This window comes from Virgisporangium ochraceum, assembly GCF_016863655.1.
GTDB classification, from domain to species: domain Bacteria; phylum Actinomycetota; class Actinomycetes; order Mycobacteriales; family Micromonosporaceae; genus Virgisporangium; species Virgisporangium ochraceum.
The window spans coordinates 37,616-55,544 of sequence record NZ_BOPH01000043.1 but is presented as its reverse complement, the minus strand read 5'-3'; the positions used below and the strand labels follow the sequence as shown (position 1 = coordinate 55,544).

14 protein-coding genes are annotated in these 17,929 nt (G+C 73.1%); 9 read left to right on the top strand and 5 right to left on the bottom strand.

All coding sequences use genetic code 11. The features are described from left to right. The first annotated feature begins 128 nt into the window (after nucleotides 1–128). Genes Voc01_RS17245 through Voc01_RS17230 form a run of 4 tightly spaced genes read left to right on the top strand, consistent with a single transcriptional unit; the run spans nucleotide 129 to nucleotide 4,816 of the window. A complete protein-coding gene (locus Voc01_RS17245; RefSeq protein ID WP_203928459.1) occupies nucleotides 129–1,697 on the top strand; it encodes a P-loop ATPase, Sll1717 family in 1,569 nt (522 codons plus the stop codon). Then, entirely contained in the window at nucleotides 1,694–3,679 is a 1,986-nt protein-coding gene (locus tag Voc01_RS17240) for a hypothetical protein (RefSeq protein WP_203928458.1), read from the top strand. Before Voc01_RS17245 ends, Voc01_RS17240 begins: the two co-directional genes overlap by 4 nt. Then, a complete protein-coding gene (locus tag Voc01_RS17235) occupies nucleotides 3,676–4,218 on the top strand; it encodes a PadR family transcriptional regulator (RefSeq protein WP_203928573.1) in 543 nt (180 codons plus the stop codon). Before Voc01_RS17240 ends, Voc01_RS17235 begins: the two co-directional genes overlap by 4 nt. Beyond that, nucleotides 4,202–4,816, top strand: a complete 615-nt coding sequence (locus Voc01_RS17230; protein WP_203928457.1) for a GyrI-like domain-containing protein — start codon at nucleotides 4,202–4,204, stop codon at nucleotides 4,814–4,816. Before Voc01_RS17235 ends, Voc01_RS17230 begins: the two co-directional genes overlap by 17 nt. A 10-nt stretch (nucleotides 4,817–4,826) precedes the next feature. Here the strand turns inward: Voc01_RS17230 and Voc01_RS17225 are convergent, their stop codons facing one another. Further along, a complete protein-coding gene (locus tag Voc01_RS17225) occupies nucleotides 4,827–5,462 on the bottom strand; it encodes a hypothetical protein (protein ID WP_203928456.1) in 636 nt (211 codons plus the stop codon). 132 nt (nucleotides 5,463–5,594) lie between these two features. Here Voc01_RS17225 and Voc01_RS17220 point away from each other — a divergent pair, with 132 nt between their 5' ends. From Voc01_RS17220 to Voc01_RS17210, 3 genes are all read left to right on the top strand, one after another. After that, a complete protein-coding gene (locus Voc01_RS17220; RefSeq protein ID WP_203928455.1) occupies nucleotides 5,595–7,598 on the top strand; it encodes a sensor histidine kinase in 2,004 nt (667 codons plus the stop codon). Continuing rightward, nucleotides 7,589–8,236, top strand: coding sequence for a response regulator transcription factor (locus Voc01_RS17215; RefSeq protein WP_203928454.1), 648 nt, complete (start codon nucleotides 7,589–7,591; stop codon nucleotides 8,234–8,236). Before Voc01_RS17220 ends, Voc01_RS17215 begins: the two co-directional genes overlap by 10 nt. 99 nt (nucleotides 8,237–8,335) lie before the next feature. Then, the gene (locus Voc01_RS17210; RefSeq protein ID WP_203928453.1) at nucleotides 8,336–9,694 is read left to right on the top strand and encodes a cellulase family glycosylhydrolase; all 1,359 of its coding nucleotides are present in this window, start codon (nucleotides 8,336–8,338) and stop codon (nucleotides 9,692–9,694) included. A 78-nt stretch (nucleotides 9,695–9,772) separates the two neighbouring features. Here the strand turns inward: Voc01_RS17210 and Voc01_RS17205 are convergent, their stop codons facing one another. Genes Voc01_RS17205 through Voc01_RS17195 form a run of 3 tightly spaced genes read right to left on the bottom strand, consistent with a single transcriptional unit; the run spans nucleotide 9,773 to nucleotide 14,292 of the window. Next, nucleotides 9,773–11,683: a multicopper oxidase family protein gene (locus tag Voc01_RS17205; RefSeq protein WP_203928452.1), complete on the bottom strand. Its 1,911-nt coding sequence runs from the start codon at nucleotides 11,681–11,683 to the stop codon at nucleotides 9,773–9,775. Beyond that, on the bottom strand, nucleotides 11,680–12,087 hold the full coding sequence (locus tag Voc01_RS17200) for a DUF6220 domain-containing protein (protein ID WP_239160276.1): 408 nt from the start codon (nucleotides 12,085–12,087) through the stop codon (nucleotides 11,680–11,682). The genes Voc01_RS17205 and Voc01_RS17200 overlap by 4 nt, the downstream gene beginning before the upstream one ends. Before the next feature lie 21 nt (nucleotides 12,088–12,108). Next, entirely contained in the window at nucleotides 12,109–14,292 is a 2,184-nt protein-coding gene (locus Voc01_RS17195; RefSeq protein WP_203928450.1) for an MMPL family transporter, read from the bottom strand. Between the two features lie 142 nt (nucleotides 14,293–14,434). Here Voc01_RS17195 and Voc01_RS17190 point away from each other — a divergent pair, with 142 nt between their 5' ends. Together Voc01_RS17190 and Voc01_RS17185 are read left to right on the top strand one after the other, a co-directional pair. Beyond that, on the top strand, nucleotides 14,435–15,634 hold the full coding sequence (locus Voc01_RS17190; RefSeq protein ID WP_203928449.1) for a sensor histidine kinase: 1,200 nt from the start codon (nucleotides 14,435–14,437) through the stop codon (nucleotides 15,632–15,634). Beyond that, nucleotides 15,631–16,338 (top strand): response regulator, encoded by a 708-nt coding sequence (locus Voc01_RS17185; protein WP_239160261.1) that lies wholly within the window; start codon nucleotides 15,631–15,633, stop codon nucleotides 16,336–16,338. Before Voc01_RS17190 ends, Voc01_RS17185 begins: the two co-directional genes overlap by 4 nt. On the opposite strand, the gene qcrB is transcribed toward Voc01_RS17185, so the two are convergent. Further along, nucleotides 16,292–17,872 carry a cytochrome bc1 complex cytochrome b subunit gene (gene qcrB, locus Voc01_RS17180; protein WP_203928448.1) on the bottom strand — a complete coding sequence of 527 codons (1,581 nt, stop codon included), beginning with the start codon at nucleotides 17,870–17,872 and terminating at the stop codon, nucleotides 16,292–16,294. The two genes, Voc01_RS17185 and qcrB, sit on opposite strands and share 47 nt — an antisense overlap. Nucleotides 17,873–17,929 lie beyond the last annotated feature (57 nt).

The window sequence follows — 17,929 nt, the reverse complement described above, 5'->3', positions numbered from 1 at the left end:
GGAAATCGCGCGGACCGCGCAAACCGCGTCCGACGGTATTTTTCCGCGCGCGTGGCCGCTCTCTGCCTGGTGGACCGCCGGAACCCGGGGTCCGTGACCCGCAGCAGGGAGAGCAGCAGGGAGATCACATGCCATCCCACACCGCGGCCGACGTCTTCACCGACGAGGAACCGCTCGGCCCGACAGCGATCCCGCCGGGGATCGACCTCGACGAGCTCAGCCTCCTCCACGACCCCACCGCCAGCCCGAACCGGCTGCTGAAGAGCCGGTCGCCGACGTTCATCGTCGGCCGGCGCGGGTCGGGCAAGACCTCGCTGCTGCTGTGGCAGCAGCAGACCCCGTACGGCACCAGCGTGCAGCTGCGCACCGACGCGATCTTCTCCCGGGTGAGCGCCGTGGTGAACCGGCTGCGGCGCGACATCGTCCTCACCGAGGAGGGCGTGGCGGACGTGTGGAACCTGCTGCTGTGGGGACCGGTCGCCATGCGCCTGCTCGACCGCCCCCACCCCGACGACCCGCGCGCCGAGCTGTCCTTCCTGTGGGAGGAGCTCAAACCGTTGCGGGAGGCGGTGCGCGACGAGGCCAGCGGCGAGCTGCGCGGCGACGACATCGTGCTCGACCTCCTCGCCGACCGGCTCGCCCAACTGGTCGGGTCGGGCGAGCCGATCCTGGGCGCCGACAAGCTGTACCAACGGTTCCGGGTCCTCGACCACCCGTGGACCCACTGCATCCGGGCCGCCCGCGAGATCATGAAGGCGCGTCGCGCGACCGTCTGCGTGCTCATCGACTCGCTGGAGAACATCGGTCCCGGGCTCGAGACGCTGACCCCGACGCTGCGCGGCCTGTTCCACCTGGTCGGCCGGATCGGCACCGGCGGCGCGAACGGCGGCTACCGGCTGCGGTGCTGCTTCCCGAGCGAGCTGTGGCCGCTCATCAACCGCATCAGCGCCAACCCGCTCAAGGACTTCGCCCAGGCGATGACGCTGCGGTGGTCGGCGGCCGACCTCCTGCACGCCGCGAACGCACGGCTGACCGGATACCTGCGGCAGCGGCACCCGCAGCTGCTCACGTCCGGCGACGAGCCGCTGCAGGCGCTGCTGCCGCGGTCGGTGGTGAACCGGCTCGGCGTCACCGAACCGACGGTCTCGTACATGCTGCGGCACACCCAGCTCCTGCCGCGCCAGTTCATCCACATCCTGAACCGGGCCCTGCACCGGGCGATCGTGGCCCGCGGCACGCCGGCGGTGCGTCCGGAGGAGGTGCTGGACGCGGTCGCCGAGGTGGAGGCGATCCTGTGCCCCGAGGTCTTCGCCTCCTACGGGCACCAGTTCCCCGACGCCCGCGCCATCGCCCACCGGCTGCTGCCGAACCTCCCGTTCCGGTTCGACGACTCCTTCCTCCACCAGATGTGCAACCGCGCCGGGATCCGGCGGTCGTACGGGGTGGAGTACCCGGAGGTCCGCGAGATGCTCGCGCAGATGGGGATCATCGGCCGGTTCCGGTCGGAGGACGGGTACTACCTGAACGCCGAGTTCGAGTACACCGTCGAGGGCAGTCTCAACCTCGCGCCGGAGGACGTCTACTGCCTGCACCCGATGTTCGTGCGGGAGTGCAAGTCGCGCGACGTGCGGCTGGAGAACATGGGCGCGCGGCCGGTGTACCCGGCCGGCACCCCGACGACGTGGGTGCCGGCATGACGTTCCCGTACCTCGACGAGGGCCCGGAGGGCGACCGGATCGGTCTCGCGCTGTCGGGCGGTGGGGTCCGGGCGGCGTGCCTCGGGCTCGGCGCGCTGCAGGCGGCGGAGGAGGAGGGGATCCTCCGCGAGACCCGGTTCGTCTCGGCGGTGTCCGGTGGGAGCTACATCGCCGCCGCGTTCCTCGCGTCGCGCGCGGGCGCGGACGACCGCGGGGCCTGGTCGCGCGGGTCACCCGAGGAGGAGCACCTGCGGCGCAACCTGCGCTACCTCGCCGACGGCCTGGGCGACCTGCTGTCCGGGCTCGCGACCTACCTGCGCGGCCTCGCCCTCAACCTGCTGCCACCGGTCGCCGCGATCGTCGTCGCCGCGACCGTCGCCGGGCTGCTGCTCGACACCCTCGGGCTGCTGCGGGCCACCGCCGACGGCGTCGCGGGTCCCTACGGCACGCAGCGCCGGGCCGCGGTCGCGCTGCTGCTGGTCGCCGCGTTCGCGCTCGGGGCCGCCGGCCGGCGGCGACGCCCGCTCCGCTGGGCGGCCCGCGCCTGCGCGCTGGCCGGCGCCGTCGGGCTCGTACCGGACCTGCTGGCGGTCACGACCTGGGTGGAGACCGGCCTGGCGACGTGGGTCACCACCGCCGCCCAGCTGGCCGTCGCCGTGGTCCTCGTGCTGTCGACGCTGGCGCTCGTGGTGCGCACGCAGTGGGCGGTGGTCGGCACCTGGGCGCGCCGGGGCGTCCGGACGGCCGTCCGCACCCTGTTCACCGCCTCGTGCGTGCTCGCGGCGCTGTCGCTGTTCGGCCTCGTCACGGTGTGGGCCGCCGGCGGGGCGGGCACGGCGCTGCTCGCCGGCGCGGTCGCGGGAGTGGTGCTGGTCGCCTGCATGGCGTTCGTCGACGCGAACGCGAGCTCGCTGCACGGCATGTACGCCGACCGCCTGGCGCGGGCGTACGTGACGCGGTCGGACCGCGACGGCGCCGGCCACCGGCTCGACACCTACCGGATGACCGACCTGCTGGCGCCCGGCGTGCCGCAGCTCGTGATCTGCGCCGCGGTGAACCTGTGCGAGCGCGAGTCGGCGTTCGGCGAGGGCTGCGCGTCGTTCTCGTTCTCGCCCACGCAGGTGGGCTCGCCGGCGCTCGGGTACGAACCGACCGGCCCCTTCCTGGAGCGCGTCGGTCAGCTCACCCTCGCCGAGCTCATCGCCGCGTCGGGCGCGGCGGTCGCACCGAACATGGGCCGCTTCACGCAGAAGACCAGCCGCCTCGCGCTGGCGATGCTGAACCTCCGGCTCGGGTTGTGGATCCCCAACGTGTTCCAGATCCGGGGGGACCGGGAGGAGCGCGGCCGGTCCCGTGCGGCGGGCCGGATCGCGTGGCTGCGGCGCCGGCTCGGCGCACCCGGTCCGCTGGCGGTCGTGCGCGAGGCGCTGGGCCGGATGTCGATGCGCCACCGGCTGCTGTTCATCTCCGACGGCGGGCACTGGGACAACTCGGGGATCGTCGAGCTGCTGCGCCGCCGCTGCACCGTGGTCTTCGCGCTCGACGCGTCGATCGACTCCGCCCGGCTGAGCAACACGCTGCGCATGATGTCGCTGGCCCGCCAGGAGCTGGGCGTGGAGTTCGACGCCGACGCGGAGCTGCTGACCAGCGAGGAGCCGGTCAAGCGGATCCGCTACCGGTTCCCGGACGACTGTTCACGCAGGACGCCGCCGCGGTGGCTGGTGCTGATGCGCACCTTCATCGTCGACGAGATGCCGACCGACATCGTGGCGCTGGGCCGCGGCGCCGGACCGTTTCCCCGCCACTCCACGCTCAACCAGTTCTTCTCGGTGCGCGAGTCCGACGCGTACATCGCGCTCGGGCGGTGGCTGCTGCGGCGGGCGGTGCGCGTCGCCGACCTTCGGCCCGCGGCGGGCCGTCCGGCCGAGGTGGGCCCTCCGAACGGCGGCTATTCTAGTGCTAGAATAGCGGCGTGGAGCTGACCCCAGCGGAACTGACTCCTGCGGAGCTGACCGTCCTCGGTCTGCTCGTCGAGCGGCCGCAGCACGGGTACGACCTGGAGCAGGTGATCGAGCGGCGCGGCATCCGGCAGTGGACCGACATCGGTTTCTCGTCGATCTACTACCTGCTCACGAAGCTCGAGCAGCGCGGCCTGCTGCACGTTCCCGAGGCTCCCGCCGCCACGCGGTCCCGTCGGGTCTTCCACGCCACCGACGACGGCCGCGCGGCCGCGGCGCGCGCCGCGCTGGCCTACATCGCCGGGGCGCGGCCGGTGCCGCACCCGGTGCTGGTGGGCCTCGCCAACCTGTCGCTGTTGCCGGCGGACGGGTACGCGCGGGCGCTGCGCACCCGGCTGACCCAGCTCGACGCCCGGACCGCCGCGGTGCGGGAGGCGGAGCGGGCGCAGGCGCCGCTCCCGCTCGCGGCACGGGAGGTGTTCTCGTACTCCCTCGGCCTCATGGAGGCGGAAAGGCAGTGGCTCGCGGAGCGGGTCCGGGTGAACGGTGACCGACAAGACTGACTTCAGGAAGACCTGGGACCCGTACCGGGCGCTACGGGGCCAGTTCCGGACCGTCGACGTCCCCGACACGCGGTACCTGATGGTCGACGGCCACGGCGACCCCAACACCGACCCGGCCTTCACCGGTGCGGTCGAGGCGCTCTACCCGGTGGCGTACAAGCTGAAGTTCGCCAGCAGACGCGACCTCGGGCGCGACTACGTCGTGCCGCCCCTGGAAGGATTGTGGTGGGCCGAAGACATGGACGCGTTCACCGCCGCCCGTGACAAGTCGCGGTGGAACTGGACGCTGCTGCTCATGGTGCCCGACTGGATCGACCCGGCGATGGTGGCGACCGCCGTCGAGCGGGCCGCCACCCCGCGCCGGCCGGCCCGCCTCGACGACGTCCGCGTCGAGACGCTCTCGGAGGGGCGCTGCGTGCAGACGCTGCACGTCGGCTCGTACGACGACGAGGCCGACGTGCTCGCGCGCATGCACCACGAGGTCATCCCGGAACGGGGGCTGCGCCTGGCCGGCAGGCACCACGAGATCTACCTCAGCGACTTCCGCAAGGTGGCTCCCGACCGGCGCCGCACGATCCTGCGGCAACCGGTCGTCTGACCACCCCGCGCTACCTGCGTACCAGGGCGCGCACCCCGACCCCGACCGCCCAGAGCCCGATCAACGAGCCCACCGGGAACAGCGCGTCGAACGTGTCGGTGAACGCGATGGTGGCCGACGCGAGCGCGTAGGCCAGCCCGCCGGCGACGCCGAGGACGAGCGTGACCCGGTTGCCGACGGTCCGGCTGAGGCCGCCGACGACCGCGAGGTACACGATGCTCAGTGCCCAGAGCGTGTTCACGATCGTCTCGTTCCACGTCTGCAGCGTGGAGACCGTCGTCGGCCGGCCCGCCGCGAGGGAGTCGGCTCCCAGCGCCGCGAACAGGTGCACGGCCATGCTGGCGGTGGCCACCACCCCGATGCCGGCGACGATCCGCGCCGCCCGGGCGACCCGCTCGTCGAGGTCGTCGCGGCGGGAGATCGCGGCGATGCCGGCGGCGAACAGGGCCATCGATGCCAGCAGCAGCAGGTGCGAGGGGTACCAGCCGGGATCCACGAGCATCCCGTGCAGTTGCTGGATCTTGTTGCCCGTGCCGTCGCCGCTCGGATGGGTGGCGCCGCCGGCGACGAACGTGATGCCGCCCAGTACCAGGCAGACGCCGCCGATCCGGGTACCGGTGGGTCGGGACGTGACCGTTGTGCTCATTCTGTGCCTCCCTGGCTGTGTCGAGGGCTCAACGGTGGCCCGTCCGGTATGCCGCGCGGATCCGTGCACACCCTGCTCGTCCGCAGGGTTAACCCTGGTCCGCGGCGGTGGCGGCTGTGCCACCATTCCGGTGTGGCCGCAACGGCGAACGCGTACGACGAGGCCCCGCCGGCGGCGCGCGAACTCGGGCTCGGCGTGGTGGCGCTGGCGGTCGCCGTGCTCGTCACCTACGGCTGGTACCTCGGGTTCCACCTCGCCAACGCGCACAACGGGCTGATCGCGGCGTCGTGGACCGCGGTCGGCCTCTACGTCGTGCGGATGCGGCCCCGGCACCGCGAGGGCTGGCTGTTCGTGGCCACCGGCGTGGTGCACGCCGTGATGTTCTTCGGCCGGCAGTACGGGCTGCACGACGGTGCGCTCCCGGCGGCGTCGTGGCTGGGCTGGGTCGGCGTGTGGCCGGTGCCGGTCGCGATCGCGCTGTTCGCCTGGACGCTGATGGCCTTCCCCGACGGCCGGCTGCTGTCGCGGCGGTGGCTCGTCGCGGCCGGGGCCATGGCCGCGGTCGCCGCGGCGATGGCGGTGGTCTCCGCGCTGTGGCCCACCGAGTACGACCGGATCGGGCTGGCCGCCCCGCACCCGTTCGACCTGCCCGGTGCCGCGGCCGCCGACCGGGTCTGGGCGTACCTGCAGCCCGGTTACGCGCTGATCCAGGCGCTCGGTACGGCGGCGATCGTGGTGCGGCTGCGCCGGGCCGGCGGCGACGAGGCGCGCCGGATGCGGTGGCTGGCGTACGCGGTGGTGATGGCGATCCTGATCCTGGTGGCCGGCATGGCGACCCTGGGCAGCCCGGTGCCGGGGCTGCTCGCCCTGCCGCTCGTCCCGGTCGCCGCCGGGTTCGGGATCCTGCGGCACCGGCTCTACGACATCGATCCGGTCATCAACCGGACCATCGTCGTCGGCGCGATGGTGCTGCTGGTCACCGCCGGCTACGTCGCGCTCGTGGTCGGCGTCGGCGCGCTCGTACCGGTGGAGGAGGGCTGGCTGTCGCTGCTCGCGACCGCCGTCGTCGCCGTCGGGTTCGAGCCGTTGCGGCGACGGGCGCAGCGGCTGGCCGACCGGCTCGTCTACGGGCCGCGGGCGACGCCGTACGAGGCGTTGTCGCGGTTGTCGGCCCAGCTCACCGAGGCGCCGGAGGACCTGCTCGACGGCATCGCGGCCACCGTCGCGAGCGCGGTCGGCGCGCGGGAGGTGGCCGTGTGGGTCGGCGACGACGGGCGCATGGAGCAGCGGGCGCGGTGGCCGCGCTCCGCCGGTCCCCTCGAACCCACCGACCTGAGCGACCTTCACCGCGGACCGCACTGGCGGGTGCGGCCGATCGTCGATCAGGGCACCACCCGCGGCGCGGTCGCCGTGCGGAAACCGCCGGGCGAACCCCTGACGGCGGCCGAGGAGCGGCTGCTGACCGACCTGGTCGCGCAGACCGGCCTCGTGATCCTGCAGCAGGAGCAGGCCCGGCAGCTGCGGGCGGCCGCGCGGCGCATCGTCTCCGCCGAGGACGCGGCCCGGCGGCGGCTGGAGCGCGACCTGCACGACGGCGTGCAGCTGCGCCTGGTGACGCTCGGCCTGGAGCTCGGCGCGCTCGCGGAGCAGGCGAAGGCGCACGGCGACGGCGACCTCGCCGCCCGGGCGGCGGGCGCCCGCACCCAGCTGCTCGAGGCCACGGCCGACCTCCGCGAGCTGGCCCGCGGCCTGCACCCGGCCGTGCTCACGCAGGACGGGCTGGAGACCGCCCTGGCGACGGTGGCCGACCGGTCGGCGATCCCGGTGCGGCTGCGGGTCGACGTCGGCGCCAGGCTGCCGCGCGAGATCGAGGCGACGGCGTACTACCTCGTCAGCGAGGCGGTCACGAACGCGGCGCGGCACTCCGCGGCCACCGTGGTGACCGTCGAGGTCGACGCCGGCGCCGACGGGCTGCGGATCGTGGTGACCGACGACGGCCGCGGCGGTGCCGTTCCCGCGCCGGGCGGCGGGCTGCAGGGGCTCGCCGACCGGGTGGCCGCGCTGGGCGCCCGGCTCGAGCTCGACAGCCCCGCCACCGGCGGAACGCGACTCGGGACCCTGCTGCCATGCGGGTGATCGTCGCCGACGACGCGCTGCTGTTCCGGGAGGGCATGGCGCGCATCCTCACCGAGATGGGCTTCGAGGTGACCGGGCAGGCGCGCGACGGCGCCGAACTGGTCAGCCTGGTACGCCGCGACCCGCCCGCCGTCGCCATCACCGACCTGCGGATGCCGCCGGGCAACGCGTCGGAGGGTATCGAGGCCGCCGCCGAGATCCGGTCGTTCGCGCCCGGGGTCGGCCTGATCCTGCTGTCGCAGCACGTCGAGGTCCACCACGCCCTGCGGCTGATGAACGAGTTCGACGGCGCGGTCGGCTACCTGCTCAAGGACCGCGTGTCCGACCTCGGCACGTTCGCCGCCGACATCCGCAGGGTCGCGGCCGGTGCGGTCGTCATCGACCCGGAGCTGGTGGCGCGGCTGGTCGGCCGCCGCCGCGAGCGCGACCCGCTCGCCGACCTCACCGACCGCGAGCGCGAGGTGCTCGCGTTGATGGCGCGGGGACTGACGAACGCGGCGCTGGCCAGCGAGCTGTTCGTCAGCCCGAAGACGATCGAGGGGTACGTGCGGAGCGTCTTCACCAAGCTGGGCCTGGAACCGGGCGAGCGGGAGCACCGGCGGGTGCTGGCGGTGCTGCAGTTCCTCCGCCGTCAGTAGCCGGCCCGACTTGCGTAGAACATCGATCAAAGTCCATAGTTGGATGACCATGGGAGCGCTCCCATGCGCCCGCCCGCCCAACGAGAAGGCCATCCACGTATGAGATTGAAAGTCCTCTCGGTGCTCGCCGTGGTCGTCGCCGCGGTCGCCGTCGTGGCACTCAACGCCGCTCCGGCCAGCGCCGCCACCGCCACCTTCACCAACGTCAGCAACTGGGGCAACGGCTACCAGGGCCAGATCACCGTCACGAACAACAGCTCGAGCCAGATCACGTCCTGGCGGGTCGAGTTCGACCTGCCGGCCGGCACCTCCATCACCCAGGTGTGGAACGCGCAGCAGTCCGTGTCCGGCCAGCGGTACAGCTTCACGAACGTCAACTGGAACGGGACCCTCGCACCCAACGCCTCCGCGTCGTTCGGGTTCATCGCGTCCGGCACGGGCAGCCCCGTCAACTGCACCGTGAACGGCCAGTCGTGCTCGGGCGGCCCGACCACGCCGCCGTCGTCCTCGGCGCCGGGCTCGCCCTCGTCCTCGGCGTCGAGCCAGCCGCCCACCGGTAACACGCCGGTGGCCCGCAACGGTCAGCTGCGCGTCTGCGGCTCGGGCCTGTGCAACCAGAGCGGCGCGCGGGTGCAGTTGCGCGGGATCAGCAGCATGTGGCTCAACTGGGAGACGCAGCCGTACGCCGAGAACCTGCAGGCGCTCACCTGGATGCGCGACAACTGGAACCTGCCGGTCATCCGCGCCGCGATGGGTGTGGAGCCGGCCGGTGCGTACCTGAGCGACCCCACGAAGGCCCGCAACCAGGTGGAGACGATCATCCGGAACGCGGTGACCGCCGGGGTGTACGTGATCGTCGACTGGCACGACCACGAGGCCCAGAACCACCAGGCGCAGGCCGTGTCGTTCTTCAGCGACCTCGCCCGCCGCTACGGCAACCTGCCCAACGTCATCTGGGAGCCGTACAACGAGCCGCTGCAGGTCAGCTGGACCAACGTGATCAAGCCGTACCACCAGGCGGTCGTCTCGGCCATCCGCGCCAACGACCCCGACAACATCATCGTGCTCGGCACCCCGACCTGGTCGCAGGACGTCGACGTGGCGGCGCAGAGCCCGCTCTCCGGCACGAACCTCATGTACACGCTGCACTTCTACTCGTGCACCCACACCCAGTTCCTGCGCGACAAGGGCGACGCCGCCATCCGGGCGGGCCTCGCGCTGTTCGTCACGGAATGGGGCGCCAGCCACGCCGACGGCGGCCTCGACGGCAGAATCTGCCAGTCCGAGGCACAGGCGTGGATCGACTGGATGAGAAGCAACAACATCTCGTGGACCGCGTGGAAGCTGGACGTCGGCACCGACACCACCAACCTCCTGTCGCCGGGCGCACCGGTGACCGGGGGCTGGAACAACTACCTGCGCGGCCACGGCCCGTTCGTGGTGGCCAACATGCGGTGACCCGTGACGGGGTGCCGGCCCCCGTGGTGCCGGCACCCCGTCGGGCCGGGCGCTCCGCCGCGCCGGCGGGGGGCCCGGTCAGGCGCCGGTGTGCGCGCCGTGGAACGGCGTGGTGACGCCGTGGTAGCGCAGCCGCAGCATCATCCCCTCGTGCGCGTGGGCGAGGTTGTGGCAGTGGTTCATCCAGACGCCCGGGTTCGTCGCGCGGAACGCGACCCGCCACACCTCGCCGGGACGGACGTCGAACGTGTCCATCCACAGTGGACTCCCGGCGGCCCGCGTCCCGTTCCTCGACAGCACCAGCACGGGATGCCCGTGCAGGTGCCACGGGTGCGTCTCCAGGCTCCGGTTGACCACGGTGAACCGCACCAGGTCCCCCTCGGCCACGAGCTGGTCCGGCACCGACGGGTGACCCCGGCCGTTCACGGTCTGCGCGAACGCCGGGCTGCCGTCGACCATGGCGACGCCCCGGTCCAGCACCATCGTGAAGTGACGGGTGACGTCGCCGCCGTCGGCGTCGAACGGCACGGCGGCCGGCACTCCGTAACGCAGCAGGTCGAGCTCCGGCCACCCGGACGGGTCCTCGACCGGGCCGCCGGCGTCACCGCCGGGACGCACGTGCACGGCGTCCGCGTCGTCGACGACGAGCGTCACCGGCCGGTCCGGCATGACGAACACGAGGTCGTACCGGCCGCCGGCGGGTAGCCGCAGCGCGGTCCGGACCACCTCGCCCGGCCGGTTGAGGTCGCGCCCGTCGACGGCCGCCACCCGGAAGGGCGTACCGGCCAGGGCGAGCCGGTGCGGCACGGAGTCGGTGTTGACCACCCGCAGCCGCACCGGGGTGTCGACCGCCGCGGTGTGCTCCGTACGGCCGTCGGGATCGGCGAGAACCGTGGTGTCGTCGTACGTGTGCACGGGCAGCGTCAGGTCCAGCCGCCGCGCGTCGTCGGCCGGCCGGTCCCGCGGCGTCACGACGAGCGTGCCGAACAGGCCGCGGCGCACACCGCGATGCGACGCCTGATGGGTGTGGTACCAGTAGGTTCCGGTCTGGTCGGCGCGGAAGCGGTAGACGAACTCACCACCCGGACGCACCACGTCCTGGGTGACGCCCGGTGCGCCGTCCTCGCCGCAGGGCACGTCGTAGCCGTGCCAGTGCAGCGTCACCCCGTCGCCGATGTCGGTGTTGCGCAGCGTCACCTCGATGACGTCGCCCTCGGTGGCCGTGACCGGGGGACCGGGGACCCGACCGTCGAACGTCCATGCCTCGACCTCGCGCCCGGTCGGAAGCCGCACCGTGGCGACCCGCGCGGTGAGCGTGTACCGCCGGACCTCGCCGCCGGGTGCCGGCTCGCCGGCGCCCCGCAGGTCGGCCACCGACACGGTCTGCCCGGTACCGCCGCCGTCGACCGCGGCGGGTTCCGAGGGAAGGAACAGCAGGCCGACCCCGGTGGTACCGGCACCGGCCACGACGGCGCCGCCCGCCGCGCCGAGAAACCGACGGCGCTCGATCGTGGGCTCCCCGGTGGGCGCGGGCGGGTTGTCCAGGACCCGCGCGGTCAGCAGGGCGGCCCCACCGACGGCGGCGATCGCGATCAGCCCGGTGCTCACGGTCAGCGGGTAACCGGCCACGAGCGTGGTCAGCAGCCCGGCCAGCGCCGCGTACCCGGTGCCGAGCAGCAGGACCACCGCGGTCCGGTGCGTATGCCGTCCCGTCCGCAGGTGCGCGCCGGCGACCGCGACGGCCGCCGCGCCGACCGTGACCAGCAGGGGAAGGCCCAGCAGCACCTTCTCCCGGACGAACCACCAGCCGCGGCCGGCCAGGACCGCGACGGTGCCGACCCGCGCGAGCGTCACCACGACGGCCACCACGAGAAGCCCGAGCGCCGGCCGGGTACGCCGCAGGGCCGCGGTGGCACCGGCCGCCGACCACGCGACGACGCTCAGCAGCGCCACCGCGTGGTCGACGACGATCAGCTGGCCGGTCGTCATGACACCCGGGCGGCCGGTGCCGGGTCCGCGACCCCCGCCGGCCTCGCCCACGCCCGCCGGGCCACCGTGAGGGCCAGCCCGAACATCACCAGGGCGTTGACCGCGTGCAGCCCGAAGACCAGCATGCCGGCCCGGTCGTCGAACGCGGCGGCGACGGCCCGGATGAGGCCCTGGACGACGCCGAGTCCGGCGATGAGCGCGGTCAGCCCGACGAGCCGGCCGGGTGTCCGCGTCGACGCGGCGACGATCGTCAGGACGAGCGCCACGAGGACCGTCGCGTATCCGAGGGCGCGGTGCGCCCGGAACGCCTCCTCGCGCGGTGCCGGGTCGAACGCGCCGCTCGCGGCGAGGAAGAACTGTGCCACCAGCACGATCACCAGCATGGTGGCGAGGACGGCGAACATCTTGCGCACGGTCGTGCTCCTTCAGCTCGGGTGTGCGGAGACCAGCTCGGCGTCCTTCCGGGACGCGGAGGGCGGTCCTTCGACGTGCAGCTGCGGCAGGCGCCGCGCCAGGAAGCGGGGCAGGTACCAGTTGTGGCGGCCGAGCAGGTGCATCACCGCCGGGACGAGCAGCATCCGGATGATCGTGGCGTCGACGAGGATGGCCGCGACCATGCCGACCCCGAACACCTTGATGAAGACCCGGTCGTTCGGGATGATCGCGGCGAACACCACGATCATGATCGCGGCGGCGGCGGTGATCACCCGTCCGGTCCGCGCGAGGCCGGTGACGATGGCCGCGCCGTTGTCCCGCGTGCGCACCCACGCCTCGCGCATCCGGCTGATCAGGAAGACCTCGTAGTCCATCGACAGGCCGAACAGCAGCGCGAACATGATCACCGGGACGAACGCGGCCATCGGGGTCGCGGTGTCGATGCCGACCAGCCGGCCGGCCCAGCCGCCGTCGAGGACGTACGCCACCACCCCGTAGGCGGCGGCCACCGACAGCAGGTTCATCACGGCCGCGGTCACCGCGATGACCACGCTGCGGAACGCCAGCAGCAGCAGGAGCATCGACAGGACGACCACGCCGCCGATGAGCAGCGGAAGGCGGTCCACGATCGACGCGCTGACGTCGATCGTCGCCGCGGTCGCGCCACCGACGTACGCCCGGGTGCCGTTGCCCGGGACGACGTCGTCGCGGACGGTCCGGACGAGGTCCTCGGTGGCCGCCTCCTGGGGGCCGGTGGTGGGCACCACGGTGATCAGCGCCGTGCGTCCCGCCGGGTCGAACCGCGCCGGCGACACGGACGCGACCCCGCCGGTCCCGACGAGGTCCGACCGGAGCCCCTGCACGGCGGCGCTGTCGCCGCCGGGCGCGTCGACCACGACGAGCAGCGGGCCGTTCGCGCCCGGGCCGAAGCCCTCGGCGAGCAGGTCGTACGCCCGCCGGTTCGACGTGTCCACCGGATCGTTGCCGGCGTCGGGCAGGGCGAAGTGCACCCCGAGGAACGGCGCGGCGAGGAGCAGCAGCAGACCGACGCTGACCACCGTGGCGAGCCCGCTGTGCCGCTGGATCAGCCCGCTCCACCGGGTCCAGCCGGCCGACGGGGTGCCGGTGGCGCGACGCCGCCCCAGCGGTACCCGGAGCCGGTCGATCCACCGTCCCAGGTAGCCCAGCAACGCGGGGAACAGGGTCATGGCGGCGGCCATCACCACGAGCGTCGCGATCATCGTGACGACGGCGGTGCCGTTCATCACCGACAGCCCGACCACGAACAACCCCGCCATGCTGACCATGACCGTGCCCCCGGCCACGAGGACGGCCCGGCCGGCGGTGTCGAGCGTCGCCACCGTCGCGGCCTCCGGGTCGAGGCCGGCCGCGCGCCACTCGCGGAACCGCGTGACCATCAGCAGCGCGTAGTCGATGCCGAGCGCGATGCCCAGCGTCACGCCGATGATCGGCGCGAAGTCGGGCACGTCGACCACCGCGGCGGCGAGACCGATCAGGCCGGAGCTGAGCGCCAGCCCGCCGATCGCCATCGCCAGCGGGAGCCCGGCGGCGACCACCGAGCCGAACATGACGAGCAGGATCACCGCGGCCGCCAGCAGCCCGAGCAGCTCCGACCCGGGCTGGCCCGACTCGGCGAGCTGGATGGCGCGGCCGCCGAGGGCCACGGTCAGCCCGCTGCTCTCGGCCGCCTCCAGCATGCGGGTGGTGTCCTCGACCGGCATGTCGTTCGGGTTGATGACGTCGAGGTAGACGCGGGCGACGAGCGTCCGGCGGTCCGGGGTGACCGAGCCGGCGGTGGCGTAGGGGTCCTCGACGGCGGTGACGTGCGGCATGCCGCCGAGCCGGTCGAGGAGCGCGTCGACGTCGGCGCGCACGTCGGCGCCGGTGACGTCGTCGGCGCGCACGACCACCCGCACCGTGTCGCCGGCCTGGGCCGGGAAGCGCTCGCTCAACAGGTGCTGTGCGCGCTCGGAGTCCGAGCCGGGGGTGGCGGAGTCGGTGGCCGGTTCGCCGCCGAACGCGGCCGACAGCGCGAAGGTGGCGGCGAGCGCCACGGCCCAGGCGAGCAGGACCCGTCCGCGTCGACGGAAGGCGAGGCCGCCGAGCCGGCCGAGCGGCCCGGGTCGCTGGGTGTCAGCTTCTGATGGAGTCACGGAAGCGATGGTCGCGGCGCGGGACGGGGTACGTCGTCACACGGCGGATGGCGGTGCCTACTCAGATCTGCGTAGCCGGCGGGGCCGTCTTTACGCCCGTCGACGTAGCCGGCGGCCCGCCCGGGACACCTATCATCGCCACATGGAACGCCGAGCGGTGCCGGTCTGGGCGCAGGACGCCCTGCTCGCGCTCGTCGTGGCCGCCATGCAGGTGCAGGGGACGCTCGCGAAGCCGGCCGAGGAGGGGTCGCGGCCGCTGACCGACCTCGGCCACCTCGGTTACGTCCTGCTGGTCGTCAGCGGCCTGGCGCTGGTCGCGCGCCGTCGGTGGCCGGTGGCGGTGTTCGTGACGACCGCTGCCTGCAGCCTGGCGTACTACGTGGTCGGCTTCTCCGACGGTCCCGGCTGGATCGCGTTGTTCGTGTCCCTGTACACGGTCACCGCGTACGGCGACGGGCGGCGGTCGGTGCGGATCGCCGGCGCGGGGATCACCGTGCTGACCCTCGGCTGGCTCGTCGCCCTGGCCGACACCGGTCCCGGGCCCACCCTGGGATGGGTGTTCTTCCGGATCTCGGCGTCGGTGATGGCCGCCGCGCTGGGCGAGTCGGCCCGGTCGCGGCGGGTCGCCGCGGTCGACGCGCTGGAGCGGGCCCGGCAGGCCGAACGGACCCGCGAGGACGAGGCGCGGCTGCGGGTCGACGCCGAGCGGCTGCGGATCGCCCGCGAGGTGCACGACACCGTCGCGCACGCCATCGCGATCATCAACGTGCATGCCGGCGTCACCGCGTACCTGCTCGACAAGCGGCCGGAAGGGGCGCGCGAGGCGCTGGTGACGATCGAGGAGACCAGCGCGCAGGCGCTGCACGAGATGCGGGCCGTGCTCGGTGTGCTCCGCGACTCCGACGACGGGCGGGTGCCGCATCCCGGCCTCGACCAGGTCGACGCGCTCACCGCGATGGCCCGGGAGGCGGGGCTCGACGTCACGGTCGACGCGACGCCGTCGACCGCGCCGGTGCCGAGCGCGGTCGACCACACCGCCTACCGGATCGTGCAGGAGTCGATCACGAACGTGATCCGGCACGTCGGGCCGACCCGCGTGACGATCGCGCTCGACCACGGCAGCGACGCGCTGGAGATCAGGGTGACCGACGAGGGCTGCCGGGCCGCCGGCGACGACGACCCGCAGGTCCGCCCGCCGTCGGTCGACGGCCGCGGGATCACCGGCATGCGTGAGCGCTGTGCACTGCTCGGTGGCGAGCTGACCGCCGGACAGCGACCGTCCGGCGGGTTCCAGGTCACCGCCCGGCTGCCGCTGGTGCCGGTCGAGCCGGTGCAGGTGTGAGCCCGGTGCCGCCGATCGGCGTGCTGCTCGCCGACGACCAGGTGCTGGTCCGGTCGGGGTTCAAGGTGCTGCTCGACGCCGAGGACGACATCTCGGTGGTGGGGGAGGCCGCCAACGGCGCGCAGGCGGTCGAGCAGGCCCGGCGCACCAGACCCGACGTCGTCCTCATGGACATCCGGATGCCGGAGGTCGACGGGATCCAGGCCACCGGCCGGATCGTCGGGACGCGGGGCCTGGAACACGTCCGCGTCCTGATCCTGACCACGTACGACACCGACGCCTACGTCTTCGAGGCGCTGCAGGCCGGCGCGAGCGGCTTCCTGCTCAAGGACGCCGGCCCGGCCGAGCTCCTGCACGCGATCCGGGTGGTCGCCGCCGGGGAGGCGCTGCTGGCGCCGCGCATCACCCGCCGGCTCATCGCCCAGTTCACCGCGGAACGCGCCGCCACGATGGTGGCGGAGGACCGGCTCGCGGTCCTCACCCAGCGCGAACGCGAGGTGCTGGCGCTGGTCGGGCAGGGGCTCAGCAACGCCGAGATCGGCGCCGAGCTGTTCCTCAGCCCGGCCACCGCGCGCACCCACGTCAGCCACGCGATGGTGAAGCTCGGCGCGCGCGACCGGGCGCAGCTCGTCGTGATCGCGTACCAGACGGGGCTGGTCAGCTCCCGCCCGTCCGGACCTCCTCGCGCGCCGGGGCCTCACTGAGCTGTGCCGGCGGCGCCGGCCTCTCGATCGGGTAGAAGAACCCCTTGACCGTCGGCAGCAGCGCGCCCACGCGGTTCAGCTTCTTCGGGACCGGCGTGCCCACGTACTCCAACCGACCGTCGCCCGCCGGGCCCAGCGGCTGATGGACCTCGACGAACCCACCGTCGGGCAGCCGCCGGATGATGCCGGTCTCGACGCCGTGGGCCAGCACCTCGCGGTCGTGCTGCTGGAGTGCCAGCGCGATCCGGTACGCCACGTAGTAGCCCAGCGGCGGCACCACGAGCAGGCCGATCCGGCCCGCCCAGGTCATCGCGTTCAGGCTGATGTGGAACTTCTCGGCGATCACGTCGTTGGCGCCCGACAGCGTCAGCACGAGGTAGAACGACACCGCCATCGCGCCGAGGCCGGTGCGGGCGGGCGCGTCCCGCGGCCGCTGCAGCAGGTGGTGGGCCCGCTGGTCCTTCGTGAACCGCCGGTCGATGATCGGGTAGAGCGCGTGGACCGTGGCGAGCACGCCGGGCAGCACGACCGTCGGCCAGAACAGCGGCGGCACGGTGTACCCGAGCACCCGGATCTCCCACGGCGGGAACAGCCGGGTGGAACCGTCGAGGAACATGACGTACCAGTCCGGTTGGCTCGCCGCCGACACCACCGACGCCTGGTACGGCCCGAAGATCCAGATCGGGTTGATCTGGAACAGGCCGCCGAGCAGCGCGATCGTCGCGAAGACGAACAGGAAGAACCCGCCGGACTTCAGCGCGAACCCGGGGAACATGCGCACGCCGACCACGTTGTGCTCCGTGCGCCCCGGTCCCGGGAACTGGGTGTGTTTCTGCTTGACCAGCAGGCCCAGGTGCACGGTGATCAGCGCCACGAGCGTGCCGGGGATCAGCAGCACGTGCGCGATGAAGAAGATGCTCAGGATGCTCGTGCCCGGGAACTCGCCGCCGAACAGCGAACCGGCCACCCACGAGCCGATCACCGGGATCGACAGCATGATCGCGTGGGCGATCCGCAGCCCCGTGCCGGACAGGCCGTCGTCGGGCAGCGAGTAGCCCGTGAACCCGGCCAGGAAGCCCAGCCAGAACATGAGGGAGCCGACGATCCAGGTCAGCTCGCGCGGCTTGCGGAACGCGCCGGTGAAGAACACCCGCAGCATGTGCAGCACGATCGCGGCCATGAACAGCAGCGCCGACCAGTGGTGCATCTGCCGCATGAACAGGCCGCCGCGGACCTCGAACGACAGCTCGAGGGCCGACTCGTAGGCCCGCGACATGTCGATGCCGCGCAGCGGGGTGTAGGCGCCGTCGTAGACGACCTCCTCCATCGAGGGGTCGAAGAACAGCGCCAGGTACGTGCCCGTGAGAAGCAGCACCACGAACGCGTACAACGCGATCTCGCCGAGCAGGAACGACCAGTGGTCCGGGAACACCTTGTTCAGCACCCGGCGCAGGGTGGTCGCACCCCGCAGCCGGTCGTCGAGCCCGCCGGCGGTCCTGGCCGGCAGCGACGTCTCGTGCCTGCGCTTGTCCATCGCTCCACCTCGACATAAAAGGAAGGTTCGGGCATGGGACGCCGGGGACCCGCCGTT